A 21,022-nucleotide genomic window follows, 5' to 3' on the forward strand; every position below is an offset into this window, starting at 1 on the left:
GGTTTTGCCTGGCCGAAGCGTTAAGGTGTCCCTGCTGGGGTTGGTCGCTCACTTTTTGTGAGTGGCCCTAAGTTATACGACTCGTCCTGGAATCGTACAATGAATCAAATCTAAAGGCCGAAGCGATTGTATTCCGGTTTTTACTTTTCGCAAACCGACTTTAACGTCCGGAATTACATTCCGGGGTACGTATATGCACATCATACCCGCTATAGACATTATTGAAGGCAAGGCCGTGCGGCTGACGCAGGGCGATTATAGCCAGAAGAAAGAATACAATGCCCGACCGCTGGAAGTTGCCCAGCAGTTTGAAGATGCCGGCCTGACTCGCCTGCACCTGGTAGACCTTGATGGGGCGAAGGAAAAGCGCGTCGTCAACTGGAAGGTGCTGGAACTGATTGCCGGCAAAACCCGCCTGCACATCGACTTTGGGGGCGGGGTGCAATCGGACGATGACCTGCGCGTGGTGTTCGAGTGCGGAGCCAAACAGGTGACCGGCGGCAGCATTGCCGTGAAACAGCCGGATGTGTTTGAACGCTGGCTGAGCCGCTACGGGTCTCAGGCCATTATACTCGGTGCCGATGCGCACAATGAAAAAATTGCCGTCAGCGGCTGGCAGGAGGCAACGGAGGTGTGGGTGTATGACTTTGTGGAAACGTATGTGGAGAAAGGCGTAAACTATGTCATTAGCACCGATGTCGCCAAAGACGGCCTGTTGCAAGGCCCTTCCTTCGACCTGTACCGCAACCTGCAGGAGCGCTCTCCGCAACTAAACATCATCGCCAGCGGTGGCGTCAGCAACATGCAGGATATAGAGACGCTGGCGGATATGGGCCTGTTCGGCGTTATCGTCGGCAAAGCGATTTACGAAGGCAGGGTCACCTTGAAAGAGCTGACCCTGTTTAACAAATAAAAGAGTAGCGGTAAGTGCTACGTTCTATATTGCTGACATGCTAACCAAACGCATTATTCCCTGCCTTGATATTAAAGACGGCCGCACCGTTAAAGGCACTAATTTCATAAACCTGCGCGATGCCGGTGACCCGGTCGAATTAGGCGCTATTTATGCGGAACAGGGTGCCGACGAACTGGTATTCCTGGACATAACAGCCACCGTCGAGGACCGCAAAACGCTTATTGACCTGGTGCGGAAGGTAGCCCATACGGTCAATATTCCGTTTACGGTAGGTGGAGGCATTTCGTCAAAAGCAGATGTGTCGGCGCTGTTAAACGCGGGGGCCGATAAGATTTCGATCAACTCATCGGCGGTCCGGAATCCGGCGCTGGTCGATGAGCTGGCGCTGGAGTTTGGCAGCCAGTGTATCGTAGTAGCCATTGATACCCGCTACGTCGACGGCGAGCATATCGTACACACGCATGGCGGCCGAAAACCGACCGAACTCCGGACCATAGCTTGGGCTAGGGAGGTAGAAGACCGGGGTGCAGGCGAACTCCTGCTGACGTCGATGGATACTGACGGTACCAAAAATGGTTTTGCCGTGGAGCTAACAGCTCAGATTTCCAGTTCAGCCAATATCCCGGTAATTGCCTCGGGCGGAGCCGGCTCCGTGGAGCATTTTGTGGATGTGTTTACCAATGGTAAGGCTGATGCCGGACTGGCCGCCAGTATTTTTCATTTTAAAGAAATAGAGATTCCTGCGCTCAAACGATACCTCCAAAACAGGGGTATCGAAATGCGGATGACGGATTAATAACAGCTATGAACATAACGATTGACTTCGATAAATCACCCGATGGTCTGGTGCCGGCCGTTATTCAGGATGCGAAGACCGGCAAAGTGCTGATGCTGGGCTACATGAACCAGGAAGCTTACGAGAAATCTAAAGCAGAAGGCATCGTGACTTTCTTCAGCCGGAGCAAGCAACGGCTCTGGACCAAAGGCGAAACGTCCAATAATTTCCTGCACGTCCGCGACATTCTGGTTGATTGCGACGGGGATACCCTGCTTATTAAAGTCCACCCGGCCGGGCCAACCTGCCATACCGGAGCCGATACCTGTTTTGACGAAGTTAATCAGGGACAAGGCCAGTTTCTGAACTACCTCCAGAGCATTATTCACGACCGGAAGCAGAATCCTTCAGATAGCTCCTATACCGCTAAATTGTTTAGCCTGGGGGTGAATAAGATAGCCCAGAAGGTTGGGGAAGAAGCCGTAGAACTCGTCATTGAAGCTAAAGATAATAACGACGATCTATTTAAAGGCGAAGCTGCTGATTTACTTTTTCACTTTCTGGTGTTGCTGGAACAGAAGAATATGAGCCTTGACGAAGTGATTGCTGTCTTGCAGCAGCGACACGCAAAATAACTCTGCCAAACAAATACTGATTGTAGGCGTTTGAAATATGAAGCAGCTTTCGTTTCTTTCAGACACAAAAACCTCTAACCAGTATGAGCTTAATTCTTAGGCTGTTGGTCAGCGCCGTAGCGGTGCTGATTGCCGCGTATATCATTCCTGGCGTGTCGGTCGACAGCTTTATTACCGCACTCATTGTGGCCGTTGTGCTTGGTTTGCTGAATGCCATCGTCAAACCAATTCTGGTCATTCTGACGATTCCTATTACCATCTTAACGTTAGGGCTTTTCTATCTGGTCATCAACGTATTGATGGTGTATCTGGCGGCCGCGTTAGTCAGCGGATTTGCCGTAAGTGGTTTTATCGCAGCGCTTCTGTTCAGTATTCTGGTTGCCATTGTAACCTGGGCAATTGATTCTATTGTAGGCTAATCGTTTTATCGGGTGTGCATGTATAGTCAGGCTTGGGTGAGCCTGACTTTTTTCTAGGTTTTCTGATGAGTCGCCTGAGTTCCTGATGCCGTTCCGCTACCTCGACCATAGCTTCCTGAATGAAGAATGGAGCGGAGGATGCTATGCGGGTGTACCCGTAGCGGGCATGTGTGGACGAGCGTTGGGCAATCCCTGCAGGGACCGGTTGGCCGCTACACAGGGCCGGCACCGAAACGGCCGACATCCGGAATGGCTACATCGAAGGCGCTATCCGCTCCGGCGAACGGATAGCCGGGAAAATATTACGAACAGTCTAATACCTCGTTTTCTATAACCTTTTAGTGGTCGACCTGTTGATTCATATAATGCATATCACAGGTTAACCATGAAATACATCAGCTCAGTTATATTCATACTAATCGCCACACACGGCGGCTTTGCCCAGTGCCATCCGGCTACATCAGCGCAGAAAGTGTCCTATGAAAACGTAGTCCGTGTGCTACAGCAGCAGTTCAAAAACAGTATGCCCTCGGGCAACTGGCGTATTTTCGATGAGCGCCATTCGCTGGATAAACTCCAGCTAAGCAACGAATTCGGCCGACTCTTTCACGTGTGCGGTGATCGCTACAGCCTGACACTCGAACGGGCGGCCGTTGCCCGAGCCCGTGAAGCGCGCATGGACAGCGCGACGGCTCAGGCCGACACGCTTACCCAACAACCCCATTCGCTGGTGCTCAGTACCGACTCCGTCTATCGAGAGGCTAACCCAAGCCGGACGCAGCAACTGGCCCAATCAACAATTGATATTGATGTGGAGATGAATGCCGGCAATTACCGGTTGGAGGAGGCAATGAGTAACCGGTTCGTCAGTTCCTTTAAAACCATCAACGTCAACGGCGTGCCACTAGCGTTACAGGTACGGCTTAAGCCGGACAAAAACGGCATCACCCCCCGTCCGGAAACAGTTATCCTACTCGGCAACTGGAAAAATAAGCTTAGTTCCGACAACCGCAGCAGCAAGATGTATCATTACTCGTTCACCAAAGGCGGTGAGCTGGTAGAGAACCTGGTGATTACCATTAAAGGTCCTCTTGATGCAGCCAACGAAATTATTAAGCAGGTTGACTGGCGAACGATTGGGGATACGCTGACAAAGTAGGTATATAGTTTAACTCATCCTGGTGAAAGGTACGTTTTTCACCAGGATGGGCCAGACTCCACTATTGCTTCATCAAATACGCCGTTAAATCCGCCAACTGCTGCTCATTGAGGCCCAACGATACGGCATCGGGCATGAGACTGGTGGTGTATTGTTTACGCGAGGCAATTTTAGAAGCCGGAATAGTATGCTTCTGCCCGGCGGCATCTTTCATTACTATGGCCTGCTGACCATCGCTCAACAGGAAGCCGTAGTACGTCTGCCCATTCTTGGTCGTAATCAGCCAGGGTTCGTAGCCAAAGGCAAGGCCGGCGCTGGGGTTGACGATAGCATCCAGCAAACCATTCCTGTCAAACTTCTGGTGAATCTTCGTCAGTTCCGGACCGATGTCACTGCCCTGCTGCCCATGGCGGTGGCAGGTGGAGCAGGTATTTTTAAAGATAGTCTGCCCGGCCGTAGCGCTACCGGTTAGCGCCGTTACCTTGTTCAGCGATAGCGTTGCGGTAGCGCCAGGACGGGTAAAGTAATCGCCGGCCATGGTCCGTACCGACTGGTCTGGATTTTGGAAAATCACCTCGCCTACCGCTTTTTTAACCGAATCGGGCAGCTTTTTGTCGGCCGCCAAGCCCACCAGCACTTTACCTCCTTCCGGGTCACGGGCCATATCGAGGGCCACTTTGGTTTTATCGGGCTCTGAGGTGTACTCATCCAGTAGTTTCTGTCGCAGGGCCAGCATCTTCTGCTCGTTGGGCGTGAGTCTGGGCGGTAAGACCTCATCCCAATTGAGCAGCGTCGCCCAATCATTACCGCGCCGGAAATTCACCCAATAGTTAGCCTGGTCCACTATGGCTTTGTCATCCATCCTGGTCAGGTCAACCATGGCCTGAGCGGCTGCAATATCCTTAATGAAGCCAAGGGCTACGATGGACTGCTTACGCGCATCAGCGATAAGCCCTGGAGCAGCCGCCCGTTGCTTAAATAAGCCCACTGCCGATGCCGGATGCAACTCCCAGATAAGATTAGCCGTACGCTGGTCCCACTGCAGCGGGTCGGCGGGCAATGTTGGTTTAAGGGCAGCAAATAAGGCTTCTTCCTTTTTATCAGCCGCCTGACCGAGGGCATTTAAAAACCAGCGGTCCTGTCCATCGTAGCTGCCAACCAGTTTCAGAAGCAGGTCTTTGCATTGATCAAACGGTACATCGCGTAAAGCAATAGCCACCTCCCGACGAACAGCAGGAGAAGCGTCATTTGCAAGCTGTTGTAATGCCGGCATTATGTCTTGGTCTACCTGTCGCAAGGCCCGAAGAGCCACAACGCGAATGTCCGGGTCGTTGGAGCGCAGCAGGTTTTTTACTTCGGCAATGCCTTTATCGCCCAGGTTTACCAACAGGTAAACGGCTCGTGCCCGGTGGTACGGATTTTCGGCAGTCAGCAGTTGCTTCACCGGCTTAATAGCCTTTTCGCCCTGCGCTTTTAAGGCGTCAAAACCTAACGCCCGTACATTGACCGCCGGATTCTGCAAGGCCGCTATCTGACCCTTGGTGGTTCGCAGGTCGATTTTTGGCACTTTCAGGTTTTTGCCTTTTGGTGTAATCCGGAAAATGCGGCCGTAGCCTTTCTTGTCGTGCATCTGGTGCCCGCCCACAATGGGGTCATACCAGTCAGCAATGTATAATGACCCATCTGTACCTACGGCCACATCGCTCGGACGGAACCATTTCCGCGGGTCGTTATCGACTTCGTTCCACTTATAATTCTCATCGACCGCCGGAAAGGTGCTGATGAAGTCAACGCGGGGTAGCCGGTAGCCGGCCCCCTGCGGCTCGGGCTTGTAGCTGAAGATTACGTTGCGGCCCGCTTCGGCGCTGAGCAGTATACCCCGGTATTTCGGCCCCAGTTCATCGCCTTCGTAAAAAACTACGCCCGTTGGAGAGCCGGCTCCCGTAATATCACCGGCAGGCATTACGCCGGGGTCTTCCTGATGCCAGTGGGCAATGGGAATGGGTTGCCCCGGCCGCTGGTCGGCCTGCCAGTACCGAGTGCCGTCCAGGCTGAAGTACCCGGCGTTGGCCCCTTCCATTAGCCAGCTTGTCCGGCAGGCTACTACCTGGTCGTCGTTGTCGTTCTGCCACATATTGCCGAAGGAGTCGAGGCCGATTTCGTAGTTATTCCGGAAGTTATGGCCCATCACTTTCAGCCCGGTTCCGTCGGGGTTGATGCGCAACGCCAGCCCGCCGACCCATATCCGGCCGTCATCGCTGACCATGTTTCCTTTGTTGATTTTGTTATAGGGCGTACCGCCGGTATAAAGGCTACCCGATCGCAACGTCCAGCCACTTTTGTCCGTCACCACGTGCGGACCCGCATTGCCGGTATTAAAATACCACTTCCCATCGGGACCAATCACCAGCGCGTGCAGCGAATGGTCGTGGTCGAGGCCGCCGAAGCCCGTCAGAAAAACTTCCTTTTTGTCGGGCTTATCATCGCCGTTCTCGTCGGTAAAGATCACCAGATTGGGGGCGCAGGAAACAATCACTTTGTTGCCGATCACAGCAATACCCAGCGGAGAAACAATGTCTTTATCCTGCACAAATACCGTCGACTTATCAGCCCTACCGTCGCCGTTGGTATCTTCCAGAATCATCACCCGCTCACCTTCTGGGTGGTTCAGGCGGGTATCGGGTTTGTTATTGAAGTCGCGGTAGTTAACAGCCTCCGTCACCCAGACCCGGCCGCGGGCATCCACGTCGATGTTGGTGGGGTTGTAAAACATCGGTCCCTCTGCCCAAAGGGTGGCCTCCAGGTCATCGGGCAGGTAAAGCTTGTTTAGGTCATCGGCCCCAGTGGTTTTTGCCTGTTTGGGGGCCGTTATGCCGCTAGCGGCTCGCTGAGGCTCCGGGCGGGGCGGTAGGCCACCCGTTTGGGTTAGCAGGAAGAGGCCGCTGCCTAGTAGTAAGGCTGTAGAGGGGCGGGTGTAGTTGAGAAAGGGGAGTTGGGTTAGGGATGGCATGGGAGTCAGACGGATTGAGAAAAAAACGGATTTTAAATCCGTTGTATTAAGCAAAAATGGAACGGACGTAGCGGTTGTTTTCCTGGTAGCTTTCCAGCATCGGCTGGCCTTTGGGGATAGCGCCTTCTATATGCAGCCAGCCGCTGTAGCCGATTTCATCCAGCACCTGCCGGACTTTGGGCATATCGACATTACCTTTACCCAGCAACGCGCCGTTTTCTTTCAGGTGAATCTCACAAATCTGCTTACTGCCCAGCTGGCGCATTTCGGAGAAAATATCGTATCCCCGGTCGGTGGAGTTGCAAACATCGTAATAAACCTTCACCGCCCGCGAGCCCACGGCATCAATAATAGCCATATGCTCGGGGGCCGACAGCCACGACTCAATACCCAGCGTGACCCCTGCTTTCTCCGCCTTAGGCGCTACGGCTTTTAACCGCTCAATTACTACCTGAGTGCCCTGCGGGTCGTTACGGAGGTCCCCCGCACTAAAGAACGCCAGCAGGATGGTTTTTACCCCTAATGCTTTAGCCACATCGACGCTGTCCTGCACCCATTCTTCAGCTCTGGGATCAGACTTATAGGGCACATTATTCAATTCGCCCAGCGCCAGTCCTCCGATCTGCACGCCAGTACGTTTGGCGGCTGCGGTATAGGCTTCCTGCACATCTTTCTGCCGCAGGTGCATGTTATTGGCCGCTGAACCCATATTCACTTGTAATCCGTCGAGACCAATTTGTTTTGCAACCGCAAAGGCGCCGACGTCACTCGACTTACCGATCGACCAGTCACAGGCTCCGATGTAAAAGCGGGGACCGGCCACCCGGGGGCCGGCCATCTGCTGGGCGAACGTTTCAGTAGCTGGCCGGTTGAGTGAGCCGCTATTTTTCAGGAAATTAGCCGATGCGTATGTCATACCTGTCAGGCAGGTGACCGCGCCGGTCAGGGTTTGCTTCAGGACGTCTCGTCGGTCCATAGGAGTTACCAGATACTAAAGAGAGTAAAACGCTGGAACCATAATACGGTTATTATTGTCCATTTTCTACGATAGAATAGGAAAAAGGCAATAAGGCAGGTAAATATCTCGAAAAAGAAGCAAAAATTTTCAGGTCTATTCCAACCGTTTTAAAATGGTTAGGGTCTTTACCATGTCAACGTTGATATGCTGGATGAACGAGCATTAGTCGAAGGGTGCCGCAAGCAGAACCGTGCTATGCAGCGACAGCTCTATGAGCGGTTTGCCGGTAAACTCTTTGTCGTCTGTAAACGCTATACCAAAGACGCCGACGATGCCGAGGATGTGTTGCAGGACGCATTCGTCAAAATCTTCCGGCATATAGACTCGTTTCGGTTCGAATCGCCGCTGGAGGTCTGGCTGAAGCGGATTGTCATCAACACTGCGTTGAAGCATATCCGCAAGCAGAAGCCCTGGGAGCACACAACCGATGTGGAGGAGGTAGCCGCAACGCTGTCGCAGGCCGACGAAAGCCTGCCCACGCTGAACTACCAATACCTGCTGCAACTGATTCAGGAACTGCCGCCGGGGTGCCGGACGGTATTTAACCTGTACGCCATCGAAGGCTACAGTCATCCGGAAATCGCTGAGATGCTCGACATTTCAGAAGGTACCTCAAAATCCCAGTTTTCCAGAGCCCGGTTCCTGTTGCAGCAAAAGTTACAAAACGAACAACGAGTACGAGATGAATCCGTCTAATCAACATACACCAGACGACCGCTGGCGGAAGGCCTTTGAGGAGGCTTCCGAAACACCCCCACCGCGGGTGTGGGACGCCATCGAACGTCGGCTCGACGAGGACGATGACCGCGCAGGCATCGTGCCTTTCTGGCGGCAGTATATGCTGTGGGCGTCGGGCATTGCCGCAGCTGTGGCGCTGTTGCTGGTTGGTTGGTGGCTGATGCGCACAGACTCACCGACCGGCACCGATGTGGCCCGGCTGCAAACAGAACGCAGGCCGGAAGCAGCCGCTCAGCAGCCGGCACCTTCTGCTGAACAGGATACAACCAACACTACTGAAACAATAGCCTCGGGGGGCGAAAAACAGGCGGTAGCCGGGAACCGCAGGCGCCGTTCATCCAGCCAGGAGGTTTCTCCGCCGGATGACTGGAACCACCCGCACTACGCCCGGACGTATGACCCGCTGGCGCAGGAGCGCAGGAACAGTCGCCGGCTTAATAAAACGGCCGTTCCGGCTGCCGCTGACGAGTTGATTGCCACTGAGCAAATCGCTTTATCGGCCAGCCCAACTACTACGTCGATACCAGGCAACACCTTTCTGCCTTCGACGACTACGGCAGTACCAGGTAATGCTTTAATGCCTTCGACTATTTCTTCAGTACCGGGCGGTGCCTCAGTGCCGATGCCGACCCAGATACCGCCCGACGAGCGGCCTCTTTCGGGGTATCCAGTACAGGAGATAGAGGGTCATGGGTTACGGTCGGGCCTGCGCGAAACACAGCGGATGGTCTGGTTCCGGGCTCCGGAGGCCGATGCTATACCGGAAGCAGAAATAAAGAAGAACCACCGGGAAATGTGGGCGTCGGTGAGCATCATGCCGTCGTCGTTCAATCCCGCCGTATCGGTCCGGTCCAGTGTACCTATGGCTAATTATGCCATGGCTCCGGGGCTTGCCAACCAGAATACCAGATCCATACCATCTGTTCAGAGTCGGTCTGATTTGTCGATGGCTTATCAGGCCGGCACTGGTTTGCAGCTCACCGATCACTGGTCGGTCGAAACGGGTGTTGCCTACCTGGCGGGGCGATCAACGGTAGCCAGTCCGGTGCTGGTTTCAGTAGCCACCTCAGCCGGAAATCCAACACGGTCTACAAACAACTTTTTTGCTGAGGCTGTAAAGAATGCTTCTGGTAATGCAGGTAATGTGAACGCACAAAATGACCGGGGCAATACGGCATACCTCGCGAACAACAACCTGTACGATGCCAGTACCCTTCAATCGATCAGCAACGACTACCGGTTTGTGCAGGTACCGGTGCAGGTGGGTTACCAGCTCCGCCCCAATAAACCGCTGGGTATTGCCCTGCTGGGCGGTATGCTGGCCAACTGGTTTGTGCGCAACAACGTAGGCGACAACCTCTCGGTCACGGCCGACGATGGGTTCTATAAACCGGTGACCCTATCGGGCGTAGCCGGGATGCGGCTGCGCTACCGGCCTACCCGGCGCTGGTCGGCGAGTATGGCGGGGGTGTACCAGCGGGCGCTTCAGTCGGGTACGCAGCCGACGATTGAGCTGCAAACCCGGCCGCAGACAATGGGAATGAGTTTTGGGGTTAATTATCATTTTTAGGTTTAATTACTGTTTTTTCATACCATGAACAAGCAATTGATCACAACAACCGGTGTTCTCACCGCAGCCGCGATGCTCAGTATGGCGGTAAGCTGTAAGGATTCGGCAACAAATAACCAACCCGAGCCCGGCAGAACGCTGCGGGTATCGGCTCCGTTTGCCACCCAGACCACCAACTTTGCCTTTGACTTCTTTAAGCAGGTGAACCGGGAGGAAGGTGCCGATAAAAACGTGTTTGTGTCTCCGTTGAGCCTGCACATGGCCCTGGGGATGATTCTGAACGGTGCCAACGGCCAGACCGCTCAGGAGATTCAAAAGGCACTTAAGCTGGACGCGCAGACCCTGGCTGAAGCCAACCAGACGTACACCTACCTCCTGGAGAATCTGCCTAAAGCAGACCCGAAGGTGACGCTGGGCCTGGCCAATTCGGTCTGGTACCGCAATGGCTTTCAGGTTGAGAAGTCGTTTCAGGATGTGCTGAAGGAGAGCTTTAAGGCCGAGGTAACGGGCCTGGATTTTAACAGCGATGCCGCTAAGGACCGGATCAACAACTGGGCCAGCCAGCAGACCAACGGCCGAATCCCGAAGGTAATCGACGAAATCCGCCGGGACCATGTGATGTTTCTGATGAACGCACTGTACTTTAAAGGCGACTGGAAAACGCAGTTCGACCAGCAAAACACAGTCGATATGCCGTTCCGGTTACCCGCTGGTCAGGAGAAAACGGTAAAAATGATGCGGCTGAACACTGAAATGCGCCGGGCCTTCAAACCGAACTATGCCGCTTTTGAACTGCCCTACGGCAACGGGCAGTTTGCCATGACGGTGTTTCTGCCCGGCGAAAACACCACCGCCGACGCCGTGCTGAACAGCATAACTGCCGCCGAGTGGACCCAGTTGCAGAAAGATATGACCACAAGCAAAACCGACATCGGTCTGCCCCGCTTCTCGTTGAGCTATGAAATCAAGCTCAACGAAGTACTCAAGCAACTGGGTCTGCCAACGGCTTTTACCAACGCAGCCGATTTTACCAAAATCAACCGTAACGGTGAGTTGTACCTGAGTTTTGTCAAGCAGAATACCTTTGTGGCCGTCGATGAAAAAGGCACCGAGGCAGCCGCCGTCACAACGGGTGGCGTTTCCGTAACATCAATGCCGGTGGCTTATATCTGCGACCGTCCGTTTGTGATCGTCATTCATGAGAAAACATCGGGTACGGTGCTGTTCATGGGCAAAATTGTAAATCCGCAGACAAATGCTTAAAAGCAACCGCTTTCCGGAAACTGCTTATCCACACATTCCCTATGAAGACGATCATGCTGACGATACTGGCCCTCCTGGCCATTACCTTTACTGCCTGCGAGCCCGTTGTCGAGCCGGAGAGTGAGTTTAAACCATCAGAAACAAACCCATTGATAGGCCATTGGCGCTTAATCGAGCCGACTTCCGGGTATACCGTTACGCTGGACATTATCCAGGACTCCAGCCGGACCGACCGGTACCGGGTCAATGGCCTGTCTTCTGTAAACTACTACTTTTCTTCGCTAACGGTGAGCGGTGGTGGCAATGCCATTACGCTGGAAAATATAGGAGCGACCAAACGGGCCGGACCGGCCGAAGCTATGCAGTTTGAGCAAAGCTATTTTACCAAACTGAAAGCCGCCAATCGTTACGAACGGAGCGGAAACCGGCTGATCCTGTACACCAGTTCGGAGCGCCTTGTCTACGAACGTCAGGCGACCGACCCCCAACTCATTGGCCGCTGGAAGTGGGTAAAAGTTACCTACGGCTTCTCCCAGGTCACATCTACCCCGGAGAAGGCCGGTTATACCCAAACATTGGAATTCTACGCCGATGGTACCTACAAACGCTTCCGCAACGGCAAAGAAGTAGAAACAACGCTGATTTATACGGGTAACAACCCGACCCAGACGCAATACAAACAGGCTATTCTGTTTCCGGCCACTCAGGAGGCCCAGCCGTATGAAATAAAGAATGGCCGTTTGTTTCTGTACGAGCGCGGCCCGGCAGAGGCAACCATCGCGGATGGGGGTATCTATGAGTATGAAAAAGTTAATTAGTTGATTGGTTAGCTGGTTAAAGGCCACTCAACCAATGAACTACTCAACCAAGACAAGGTGGTAATTGCTGACTTTTTGTGTAAGACCAATTTGCCCGGTGGCCCTGCCGCCGGGCAAATTTTTTGTAAGCTTATTCCAACGGTTGCAGCATCAGCGGGGTCTTTACAGCAAACACACAATCCAGACCCATGAAACGACAGCTTTATGTTTTTGCTTTGCTCCCGCTGCTGTGGCTGACAACCGGCTGCACCGATAAATGCGAGGAGACCCGTACGTTCCGGCGGTACACGCCCATCTCGTTTACCCTGGCGCAGGTTCGTCAGGGTGTCATTGCCGAGGCTCCCCGAACCCTGGTTAAGCCCGGCAAGATTTACACCAAAGACCAGTACCTCTACATCAACGAGATCAAGGAAGGCATTCATGTCATCGACAACAGCAATCCGTCAGACCCCAAAATGGTATCGTTTATCCGGATACCGGGCAATGGCGATATTGCCATCCGCAACAACATTCTGTACGCCGACAGCTACATGGATCTGGTAGCGTTCGACATCAGCGATCCGAGGAACATCAGGCCGGTCAACCGCGTAGAAAATGTTTTCCCCAGTGGCCAATTCGAAGGCGGCTGGTGGTATTACAATGCCGCTCAGAACCTCATCAACGACCAGAAGGTCGACTACGTCACAGAGAAGATAAAGACCAACTGCGAAGAAGGGAGTAACATTAATCCCTGGTGGGGCGGCTGGGCAATCATGGACTCCCGCGCTAACTTCCAAAGTGCTGGACCGTCGGCCAGTCCGGGCCAGGCGACCAACGGTACTGCGGGGTCAATGAGTCGATTTGCCTTGTACGACAATTACCTGTACACCGTCAGCCAGTCGGATATGCAGTTGTTCGATATCAAGAACCCGGCGGAGCCGAAAATTGGCCGGAAGATCAACATGGGCTGGGGTATCGAGACCATCTTCCCCTACAAAGACAAGCTGTTTATCGGCTCCAACACGGGTATGTTCATCTACGACAACAGCAACCCGGAGAAGCCCGAACGGCTGTCGGTATTCCAGCACGCCCGCGTGTGTGACCCGGTAGTAGTTCACGAGAATACGGCCTACGTTACGCTGCGTTCCGGTAATACCTGCGTCGGGTTTACCAATCAACTTGATGTAGTTGACGTATCGAACCTGACCAGCCCGCGTCTGATTAAGAGCTACCCCATGAAGAATCCGCACGGGTTGGGTGTTGATTTCCCCAATCTGTTTATCTGCGAAGGCGCTTACGGACTGAAGAGCTTCAACGTCAGCGATCCGCTGAATATTGACAAGAACCTGCTGCAGTACATTAAGGACCTGGACGCCTACGACGTAATTCCGCTGAACAAATCGCTGCTGCTGATTGGCAAAGACGGTTTTTACCAGTTCGATTACAGCAACCCGCGCAACCTGCGGCTACTGAGCAAGATTCCGGTACAACGTCCTTCTATTGGTTAAGCTTATGAAACAACTAGTTTGTTTTTTGCTGCTGTTGGGGGGTAGTGCCTGGGCACAGAAGCCGGTAATCAAACGTCCGTTCGTTAACTATACCGAAGTCGGCGGATTATTTGGTCGGGTTGCCTTTGGTAACAATACGGCCGAGGTGGTCGAAAACCGGCTCAGCTTCACGGCCCAAACCTTCAATGGCGTTCAGCTCACATCACAACTTGCGGTTGGTGGCACGGTGGGCATCGACTGGTACAAGGCAGCGCTCCTGATGCCCGTCAGCGCCGGTATTCGTTTCGATCTCGCCAAACATCCCCGCAAAAACGTGCGGGTATTTACCAGTGCAGATGCCGGCTACGGCTTTGCCTGGCTGCACAAAGGCTCCACCGGTTACGACACCAAAGGCGGGCTGATGCTCAGCCCCGGTATTGGCCTTAAAATGGGCCGGCCCGGTAACACGGCTTTTATCATGTCGGTAAGCTACAAGCGGCAGGAGGCTGATGTGCAGAAACCCCTCTCCGGCAACGACATCCGCCGGGATGAGCACCGGGTCTACAACCGCATCGCTTTCCGGCTCGGCGTAAGCTTTTGAATCATACAATCCACACCATACAACCTGAAAACGAAAAAGTCCCGGCGCAAACTGGGACTTTTCTGTTTATCAACTGCGGCAGGCTCTTTCAATTAGAACGCAGCACCTTCAGAGGATTTAAATACTGCCAAACGGAACGGAGACTGCAAACCTGTACTCTTTCATCCAGCCGAAAGTCCTCGGCAGAGGGTGTCACTACGACTAGAGGTATATTCCCTAAATCACGGGTGGCTATGTAGTTCCCCCGGCTGAGCGTTGGCGCATTAGTGTATTTAATTTCGATACCAACTACCGGTTTTGTCCCTCTAACCAATACTAAATCCAGCTCTGAGCCATCGGCTGTCCGGTAGAAATAAGGTTGTACCTGATACGGTAACTGAGCAATAATTTGCTGTACGATGTAGCCTTCCCAGGACGCTCCTACCTGTAAACTGCCGGCCAGCGTTTCGTTGTCTTCTATATCTGCCAGGGCGTGTAACATACCACTGTCTCGCAAATACAGTTTGGGGCTTTTAACCAGACGCTTGTTTATGTTGACAAAATAGGGAGACAATCGCCTTATTAGGAATGCGTGTTCGAGAAAGTCGAGGTACGACTGTACGGTTGGTGCAGTTAAACCTAATGAACGAGCCAGTTCCGACACATTGAGCAGGTGTCCATGAGCGCCTACTAACATGGTAAGCAGCGTACGCACCCGAGTGGGTGAGGCATTTAAGCCGAGTGCCGGCAAGTCCCGTTCCACATAGGTTTGGATAAAATCATTCATCCGCCGGTTCGCAGCCTGATCGGTGCCTGCTAGTAGGATGTCCGGATAGCCTCCACGCAACCAATGCTGCTGATAGGAAACCTGTTCATTAACTTCCGTCCACGTTAGCGGCTGAAGCTCTACATAAGCAATCCGACCAGCCAATGATTCTGAGCTTTGCCCTAACAGATCCGGCGAAGCAGAACCAAGTAAAACAAACCGGCCTGGTACCCGGTGTCGATCAATCAGCGATCTAAGCAAAGGGAAAAGCTCCGGCATTCGCTGGATCTCATCAAGGACAATCAGCTTATCGCGACGCTCGGCTAAATAAAGTTCAGCGTTCTGTAGCCGGCTACTATCCTGATAAGATTCCAAGTCCAGGTAAATAAACTCACGCGGAGATTGCCTTAGTAGTGATTGAACCAAGGTGGTTTTGCCGACCTGCCGAGGACCAACCAATGCAACCGCTGGACGGTCAGCTATTAGTTCTAATACTCTCTTTTAAGGGTTCTCTTAAACATACCCCGCAAATTTAAAACGTCATTTTAAATTTGCGGGGTAGATAAATATGAAAAGCTATCGAGGTAAAAACAAAAAGTCCCGGTTTGCGCCGGGACTTTTCTATATATATTCGCGGAACGCTTACGCCATTTCCAGCTTGTTCTGCATCCGCTTACGCTCGTTCTCATCGAGGTAAATCTTCCGCATCCGGATCGACTTCGGCGTAACCTCCAGGTACTCATCTTTCTGGATATACTCCATCGCTTCTTCCAGTGAGAAGCTGATTTTCGGTGCAATGCGTACGTTATCATCCGAACCGGAAGCCCGCATGTTGGTCAGCTTCTTGGCGGTTTGCACGTTCACAACAATATCATTCTGGCGGCTGTGCTCCCCAATTACCTGGCCGGTGTACACCTCTTCGCCCGGATCGACAAAGAACACACCTCGATCCTGTAGCTTATCAATGGCATAGGCCGTGGTCGGGCCGTTACCCATCGAGATCAGGGAACCGTTGATACGCTCTGCAATCGGACCGCGATACAAATCATATTTTTTGAAGCGGTGGCTCATGATAGCCTCCCCAAAGGTAGCCGTCAGTACGTTGGAGCGCAAACCGATCAGACCCCGCGACGGAATTTCAAATTCCAGGTGCTGCAGGTCTCCCTTAGGTTCCATAATCAGCAGTTCGCCTTTCTTCTGCGTAGCCAGCTCAATCACCTTTCCGGCCGTCTCTTCCGGTACGTCTACCACCAGCGTCTCAATCGGCTCCAGCCGGTTGCCGTCTTCATCCTCTTTAAACAACACCTGCGGCTGGCCTACCTGCAACTCGTAACCTTCGCGACGCATGGTCTCGATCAGGATAGACAAGTGCAGGATACCCCGGCCATAAACCAGAAAACGGTCTTCGCTGTCGGTATTCTCTACGCGCAGGGCCAGGTTCTTTTCAATTTCCTTGTACAACCGGTCGCGCAGGTGACGAGAGGTAACGAATTTCCCTTCCTTACCGAAGAACGGTGAATTGTTGATGGTAAACAACATATTCATCGTCGGCTCATCCACCGAGATGCGGGTCAGCGCTTCGGGGTTGTCCGGGTCGGTCAGCGTATCGCCGATTTCAAAGTCTTCCAGACCGGTTACGGCACAAATATCGCCCGAGTTTACTTCAGCCACCTTTACCTTACCAAGCCCTTCAAACACATGCAATTCTTTGATCCGGACCTTCTTGATGGAGCCATCGCTCTTCACCAATGCCATGTTACCACCTTCGCGCAGAGTGCCCCGATGTACCCGACCGATAGCAATCCGGCCGACAAAGGACGAAAAGTCAAGCGAGGTAATCTGCATCTGCGGCTCACCATCGTTAACGGGAGCCGGCGGAATATGATCGATAATTGTGTCGAGCAGGAAAGTGATGTTATCGGTCGGTTTCTTCCAGTCCGAACCCATCCAGCCCTGTTTCGACGAACCGAATACGGTTACAAAGTCCAACTGATCTTCCGTAGCGCCGAGGTTGAACATCAGGTCGAAAACCTGCTCGTGTACCTCGTCGGGGCGGCAGTTTTCTTTATCAACCTTGTTTACCACCAGTACCGGCTTCAGGCCCAGTTGCAGGGCCTTGCTCAATACAAAGCGGGTCTGCGGCATGGGACCTTCAAAGGCATCGACCAGCAGCAATACGCCATCGGCCATTTTCAGTACGCGCTCTACCTCACCGCCGAAGTCGGAGTGGCCCGGTGTATCGATGATATTGATTTTCACGTCCTTGTAGCGGACGGATACGTTTTTCGAAACAATGGTAATGCCCCGCTCCCGCTCCAAATCGTTGTTGTCGAGAATAAGGTCACCAAACTCCTGATTTTCCCGGAAGATTTTGGAGGCATGGATAATTTTGTCGACCAGTGTAGTTTTACCGTGGTCAACGTGCGCAATAATGGCTATGTTGCGGATTGATTGCATATAGTCTTTAACCTGGATTATTCTGATACTATCTGATTAACAGCATTTTTTAAAATAAGGTTGACCCGTTAGTCCCCAAATCAGACAATCAGGGTGCAAAGGTACGAAATTTTACGCTGAAACACAGATTTTTACAAGTTATAGGTGTGTTAAATATTCGTTAAAGCCCCTGTAGCTGTACATAATACAATTTCATGAAAAGCAAAAGCCCAAACCGGAAAGGTTCGGGCTTCTTTGCTATTCCAGGCTTCAGCGCTGGGCGTTCTCTTGGTCGAGCTGGAGCCTGAGCGTTAAAACGCTTAATGATTCGGGCAACCGCACGGGCTCTTCTTCCGAAACAAACCCGTGCCAAATAGTCCACCTTTTTTAGGTCGGTAGCCTTTGCGCTTCTTTTTAAATATACCGATGCGCTTCTCAACCTTTGTTTCGACCGTTGCCGATGCAGCGGCCTGTACCGGTGCCTCCAGTTGCACCAGTACAGCGACTGCTAGTATTACAAATGCTTTCTTCTTCATAACCGTCCTATAAGCTGCTCTATATTAACGATTTTATCCGGTAAATTGATATAAAATAGGCGATAACCGATAGCCGGGGCACACGTTGAGTACACCGGTGTAAACATAAAAAAAATACCACCACTTTCGCGTCGGTATTTTTGGATTGAAATTATATATGTAATCACCGCAGCCGGTTTCGACCTGAATTCCGGGGTGCGTTTCGGTATCCATACTGCTGCGGTGCGTTTCTGTAATATCGTTGCTGGGGGGCATACCGGTATGCACGGGGCCGCACATAGGCTCTTGGCCGCGCATAAACCCTCGGCGGTGGAACTACAACCACCGGTGGTGCCGGACGGTACATATAAGGCCGCGGGCCATAATAACCATAACCAGGACCAGGACCGTACCCGCCATCTCTATAAACGACTGTTCTTGAAGCACAGCCCGCCATTGTCAGTGCTACCAGTACCGCCACCAGCACCGACGCTTTTTTTACCTGTTTCATAGCTGTAAAGTGTCTAAACGATATATAGAATGTAGCCTACCGCTTAGACAATTTTATAAGTAAAACGTTTAATTGCTTTCGGAAGTTATCTAAAAGACAAAGAAAAAGCCCCGGCGTTGCATCTACCGGGGCTTCGTTTTGGGTAGCCTGCTTTTTACGCTTTCAGCTTACCTTTCAGGTAGTTCAGCGTCAATTTATACGCATCTTCAGCGGCTTGTTTGTCGTATACCGGGTTGCTCGGATTGGCGAAGGCATGATCCGCATCATACATTTTAATGGTTACCTTCTCGCCGGCTTTTTTCATGTTTTCCTGGAAGGTATTCACCATTTCCGGCGTAATGCCTTTGTCTTTGCTGCCGAAAATACCCAGCACATCGGTATCCAGTTTCTTAAGCTGGTCTACATCCTGCACTGGCCGGCCGTAGTACATTACACAGGCATCTGCCTGCTTACCGGCCAGAATGGCCGACTGCAGCGACAACATACCACCGAAACACCAGCCGATGCTGCCAATTTTGGCTTTCGGGCCGGCATGGGCAATAGCGCCCTTCATGATGTTCTGCAAGCGGTCCTGCTGCGCACCCTGCATCAATTTAGCGGCATCTTCCCGCCTGGAGGCAACCTGCCCGTCGTACATATCCACCGCCAGTACATTTACGTCCTTCAGGTCGTTATACAGCTTTTCGGCTTCCTGCTTGATCTGATCGTTCAGGCCCCACCACTCCTGGTATACCAGCAGCCATTTGTCGGAGGGATTTTTCGACTTCAGGAAAAAGCCGCTGGCGGTTTTGCCGTCTGGCGTCGGGAACGTAATCATACTACCGGCTTTGCTTTCGTAGCTGAACGCCACCGGCTCCACATGCATCAGCTGAAATTCTTTGTTGGCCGCCAGCATCGACATATCATTACCTGATGTGTGGCAGAGCGGGATTTGTGCGGGTTCGGTCTTCTTTGGGGCAATTTGGACGAATACCGACATGATCAGCGAGAGAAAACTAAGAAAAATGACCTTCATGGTGATGAGTGATAATTGGGTTTAACAGTTAATCAGGCTTTTTGTAATTCAAAGATGGTAATTTCCGGTAAAATGCCAACCCGGCCAGGATACCCGATGTACCCGTAGCCCCGGTTGACATACAGGCGCTGCTCACCTTCCTGGTAGAGTCCCGCCCACTGCCGGTAGAAATACTGGCAGGGACTCCACTGCACCCCTGCAATCTCTACGCCAAACTGTGCGCCGTGGGTATGTCCGGAAAACTGCACGTCGATATCCGGGTACTGCGGCCGTACTTCTGCATCCCAATGCGTGGGGTCATGTGAAAGCAGCAGCTTGACCGGGTACTCTTTTGTACCCTGATAGGCTTTAGCCAGATTACCACGTTTTAAGGCTGCGGGACCAAAGCCCAGGTTTTGAACCCCTAATATGGCGATTTTATCACCCCCTGCTGAGAGGATACGATGCTCGTCCATGAGTATATCCCACCCCATTTCCTTATGCGCAGCTATCAGGTTGTTCAGGTTTTGCTGCTTGGCCTGGGCGCTCGGCCATTGGTAATAATTGCCGTAATCGTGGTTACCCAGGGTTGAGTAAACTCCCAATGGCGCTTTTACTTTATTGAAAATATCAATGTAGTTCTTTACCTCATCGGCCGTGTTGTTGACAAGATCGCCGGTGAAGAACGTCACATCGGGTTTCTCCCGCATCAGCATCTCCACCCCGCCTTTGACCGCCGTTTTATTAAAGAAACTTCCCGAGTGAATATCCGAAATCTGGGCAATTTTCAGCCCGTCGAAGCCGGCAGGCAGATTCTTCAGCGGCAGTTTTATCCGCCGAATCCGGTAGTCATGCGCCCCCGACAGAATGCCGTAGGTAAAGCCGACCAGCGGCACGGTTCCGGCAATCAGGGCCGTTTTCATCAGAAACTCCGAGCGGGGAATGGTGTTTGTCGCCGGAATCGTCTTCTGTGCCGTATCGTTCACGGCTTCCTGAACATCGGGCCGGTAAAACAGCGACACAATCCAGCGCAACAACCGGAAAATATCATCAATCAGCAGCACCAGTACCGCAAAGAACTTGGAGAAGTACGGAATCAGAATAGCCGCCCAGATCATGCTGCGGGTAACGCGCCCCACACTATCCGGCGGTATCAACTGCATGACAATGTAGGTCACCAGCGAAACAACCGTAATACCCCAATAAATGAAGGTTACGACTCGCTGACCGTTGTCGGATAAAGACCGGCTGACCACCCGCACGGCCTGGTAAACGTATATATCAATGAGCAGGAATACGGTGGCAATAAGAAGAAAAAAACCAAGTCGGTTCATAGACCAGTAAATAAGAACCCACCGCAAATGAGCTCCTGATTGAGCTTAACCAATTGCAGTGGGTTTAGGTTTTACAACTTTTATACGAAAATGTACGGA

The 21,022-nt window shown here is 52.4% G+C and carries 18 protein-coding genes; 11 read left to right on the forward strand and 7 right to left on the reverse strand.

From position 1 onward, the window contains the following. Window positions 1–193: 193 nt before the first annotated feature. The 5 genes from hisA (at window position 194) to ABD931_RS28745 (ending at window position 3,904) form a co-directional block, all read left to right on the forward strand. The gene (hisA, locus tag ABD931_RS28725) at window positions 194–913 is read left to right on the forward strand and encodes a 1-(5-phosphoribosyl)-5-[(5-phosphoribosylamino)methylideneamino]imidazole-4-carboxamide isomerase (RefSeq protein WP_345271554.1); all 720 of its coding nucleotides are present in this window, start codon (window positions 194–196) and stop codon (window positions 911–913) included. Between the two features lie 37 nt (window positions 914–950). Next, window positions 951–1,712 carry an imidazole glycerol phosphate synthase subunit HisF gene (gene hisF / locus ABD931_RS28730; protein WP_345271555.1) on the forward strand — a complete coding sequence of 254 codons (762 nt, stop codon included), beginning with the start codon at window positions 951–953 and terminating at the stop codon, window positions 1,710–1,712. Window positions 1,713–1,720: 8 nt separating this feature from the next. Further along, window positions 1,721–2,326, forward strand: a complete 606-nt coding sequence (gene hisIE, locus ABD931_RS28735) for a bifunctional phosphoribosyl-AMP cyclohydrolase/phosphoribosyl-ATP diphosphatase HisIE (protein WP_345271557.1) — start codon at window positions 1,721–1,723, stop codon at window positions 2,324–2,326. Between the two features lie 83 nt (window positions 2,327–2,409). Then, window positions 2,410–2,745, forward strand: a complete 336-nt coding sequence (locus ABD931_RS28740; protein WP_345271559.1) for a phage holin family protein — start codon at window positions 2,410–2,412, stop codon at window positions 2,743–2,745. A gap of 385 nt (window positions 2,746–3,130) precedes the next feature. Further along, window positions 3,131–3,904, forward strand: a complete 774-nt coding sequence (locus ABD931_RS28745) for a hypothetical protein (protein ID WP_345271560.1) — start codon at window positions 3,131–3,133, stop codon at window positions 3,902–3,904. 61 nt (window positions 3,905–3,965) lie between these two features. Here the strand turns inward: ABD931_RS28745 and ABD931_RS28750 are convergent, their stop codons facing one another. Continuing rightward, window positions 3,966–6,914, reverse strand: coding sequence for a PVC-type heme-binding CxxCH protein (locus tag ABD931_RS28750; RefSeq protein ID WP_345271562.1), 2,949 nt, complete (start codon window positions 6,912–6,914; stop codon window positions 3,966–3,968). A 46-nt stretch (window positions 6,915–6,960) separates the two neighbouring features. Further along, on the reverse strand, window positions 6,961–7,890 hold the full coding sequence (locus ABD931_RS28755; RefSeq protein WP_345271563.1) for a sugar phosphate isomerase/epimerase family protein: 930 nt from the start codon (window positions 7,888–7,890) through the stop codon (window positions 6,961–6,963). A 186-nt stretch (window positions 7,891–8,076) separates the two neighbouring features. On the opposite strand from ABD931_RS28755, the gene ABD931_RS28760 reads away from it, so the two are divergent. The 6 genes from ABD931_RS28760 to ABD931_RS28785 all read left to right on the forward strand — a co-directional run bounded on the left by ABD931_RS28760 (window position 8,077) and on the right by ABD931_RS28785 (window position 14,388). Then, entirely contained in the window at window positions 8,077–8,628 is a 552-nt protein-coding gene (locus tag ABD931_RS28760; protein ID WP_345271564.1) for an RNA polymerase sigma factor, read from the forward strand. Next, window positions 8,615–10,240: a hypothetical protein gene (locus ABD931_RS28765; RefSeq protein ID WP_345271565.1), complete on the forward strand. Its 1,626-nt coding sequence runs from the start codon at window positions 8,615–8,617 to the stop codon at window positions 10,238–10,240. The genes ABD931_RS28760 and ABD931_RS28765 overlap by 14 nt, the downstream gene beginning before the upstream one ends. 24 nt (window positions 10,241–10,264) lie before the next feature. Continuing rightward, on the forward strand, window positions 10,265–11,503 hold the full coding sequence (locus tag ABD931_RS28770) for a serpin family protein (RefSeq protein WP_345271566.1): 1,239 nt from the start codon (window positions 10,265–10,267) through the stop codon (window positions 11,501–11,503). A gap of 41 nt (window positions 11,504–11,544) precedes the next feature. Next, the gene (locus tag ABD931_RS28775; RefSeq protein ID WP_345271568.1) at window positions 11,545–12,321 is read left to right on the forward strand and encodes an META domain-containing protein; all 777 of its coding nucleotides are present in this window, start codon (window positions 11,545–11,547) and stop codon (window positions 12,319–12,321) included. A 188-nt stretch (window positions 12,322–12,509) separates the two neighbouring features. After that, on the forward strand, window positions 12,510–13,808 hold the full coding sequence (locus tag ABD931_RS28780) for an LVIVD repeat-containing protein (protein WP_345271569.1): 1,299 nt from the start codon (window positions 12,510–12,512) through the stop codon (window positions 13,806–13,808). Between the two features lie 4 nt (window positions 13,809–13,812). Further along, a complete protein-coding gene (locus ABD931_RS28785; protein WP_345271570.1) occupies window positions 13,813–14,388 on the forward strand; it encodes a hypothetical protein in 576 nt (191 codons plus the stop codon). A gap of 88 nt (window positions 14,389–14,476) precedes the next feature. Here the strand turns inward: ABD931_RS28785 and ABD931_RS28790 are convergent, their stop codons facing one another. The 5 genes from ABD931_RS28790 to ABD931_RS28810 form a co-directional block, all read right to left on the reverse strand. Then, window positions 14,477–15,616, reverse strand: coding sequence for an ATP-binding protein (locus ABD931_RS28790; protein ID WP_345271581.1), 1,140 nt, complete (start codon window positions 15,614–15,616; stop codon window positions 14,477–14,479). Window positions 15,617–15,775: 159 nt separating this feature from the next. Next, window positions 15,776–17,590, reverse strand: a complete 1,815-nt coding sequence (gene typA, locus ABD931_RS28795; protein WP_345271571.1) for a translational GTPase TypA — start codon at window positions 17,588–17,590, stop codon at window positions 15,776–15,778. A 299-nt stretch (window positions 17,591–17,889) separates the two neighbouring features. Continuing rightward, window positions 17,890–18,105: a hypothetical protein gene (locus ABD931_RS28800; RefSeq protein ID WP_345271572.1), complete on the reverse strand. Its 216-nt coding sequence runs from the start codon at window positions 18,103–18,105 to the stop codon at window positions 17,890–17,892. Between the two features lie 644 nt (window positions 18,106–18,749). Beyond that, entirely contained in the window at window positions 18,750–19,610 is an 861-nt protein-coding gene (locus ABD931_RS28805) for a dienelactone hydrolase family protein (protein ID WP_345271574.1), read from the reverse strand. 32 nt (window positions 19,611–19,642) lie between these two features. After that, window positions 19,643–20,923, reverse strand: a complete 1,281-nt coding sequence (locus ABD931_RS28810; RefSeq protein WP_345271575.1) for a metallophosphoesterase — start codon at window positions 20,921–20,923, stop codon at window positions 19,643–19,645. Between the last annotated feature and the right edge of the window lie 99 nt (window positions 20,924–21,022).

This window comes from Nibrella viscosa (assembly GCF_039541875.1).
GTDB classification, from domain to species: Bacteria; Bacteroidota; Bacteroidia; order Cytophagales; family Spirosomataceae; genus Nibrella; species Nibrella viscosa.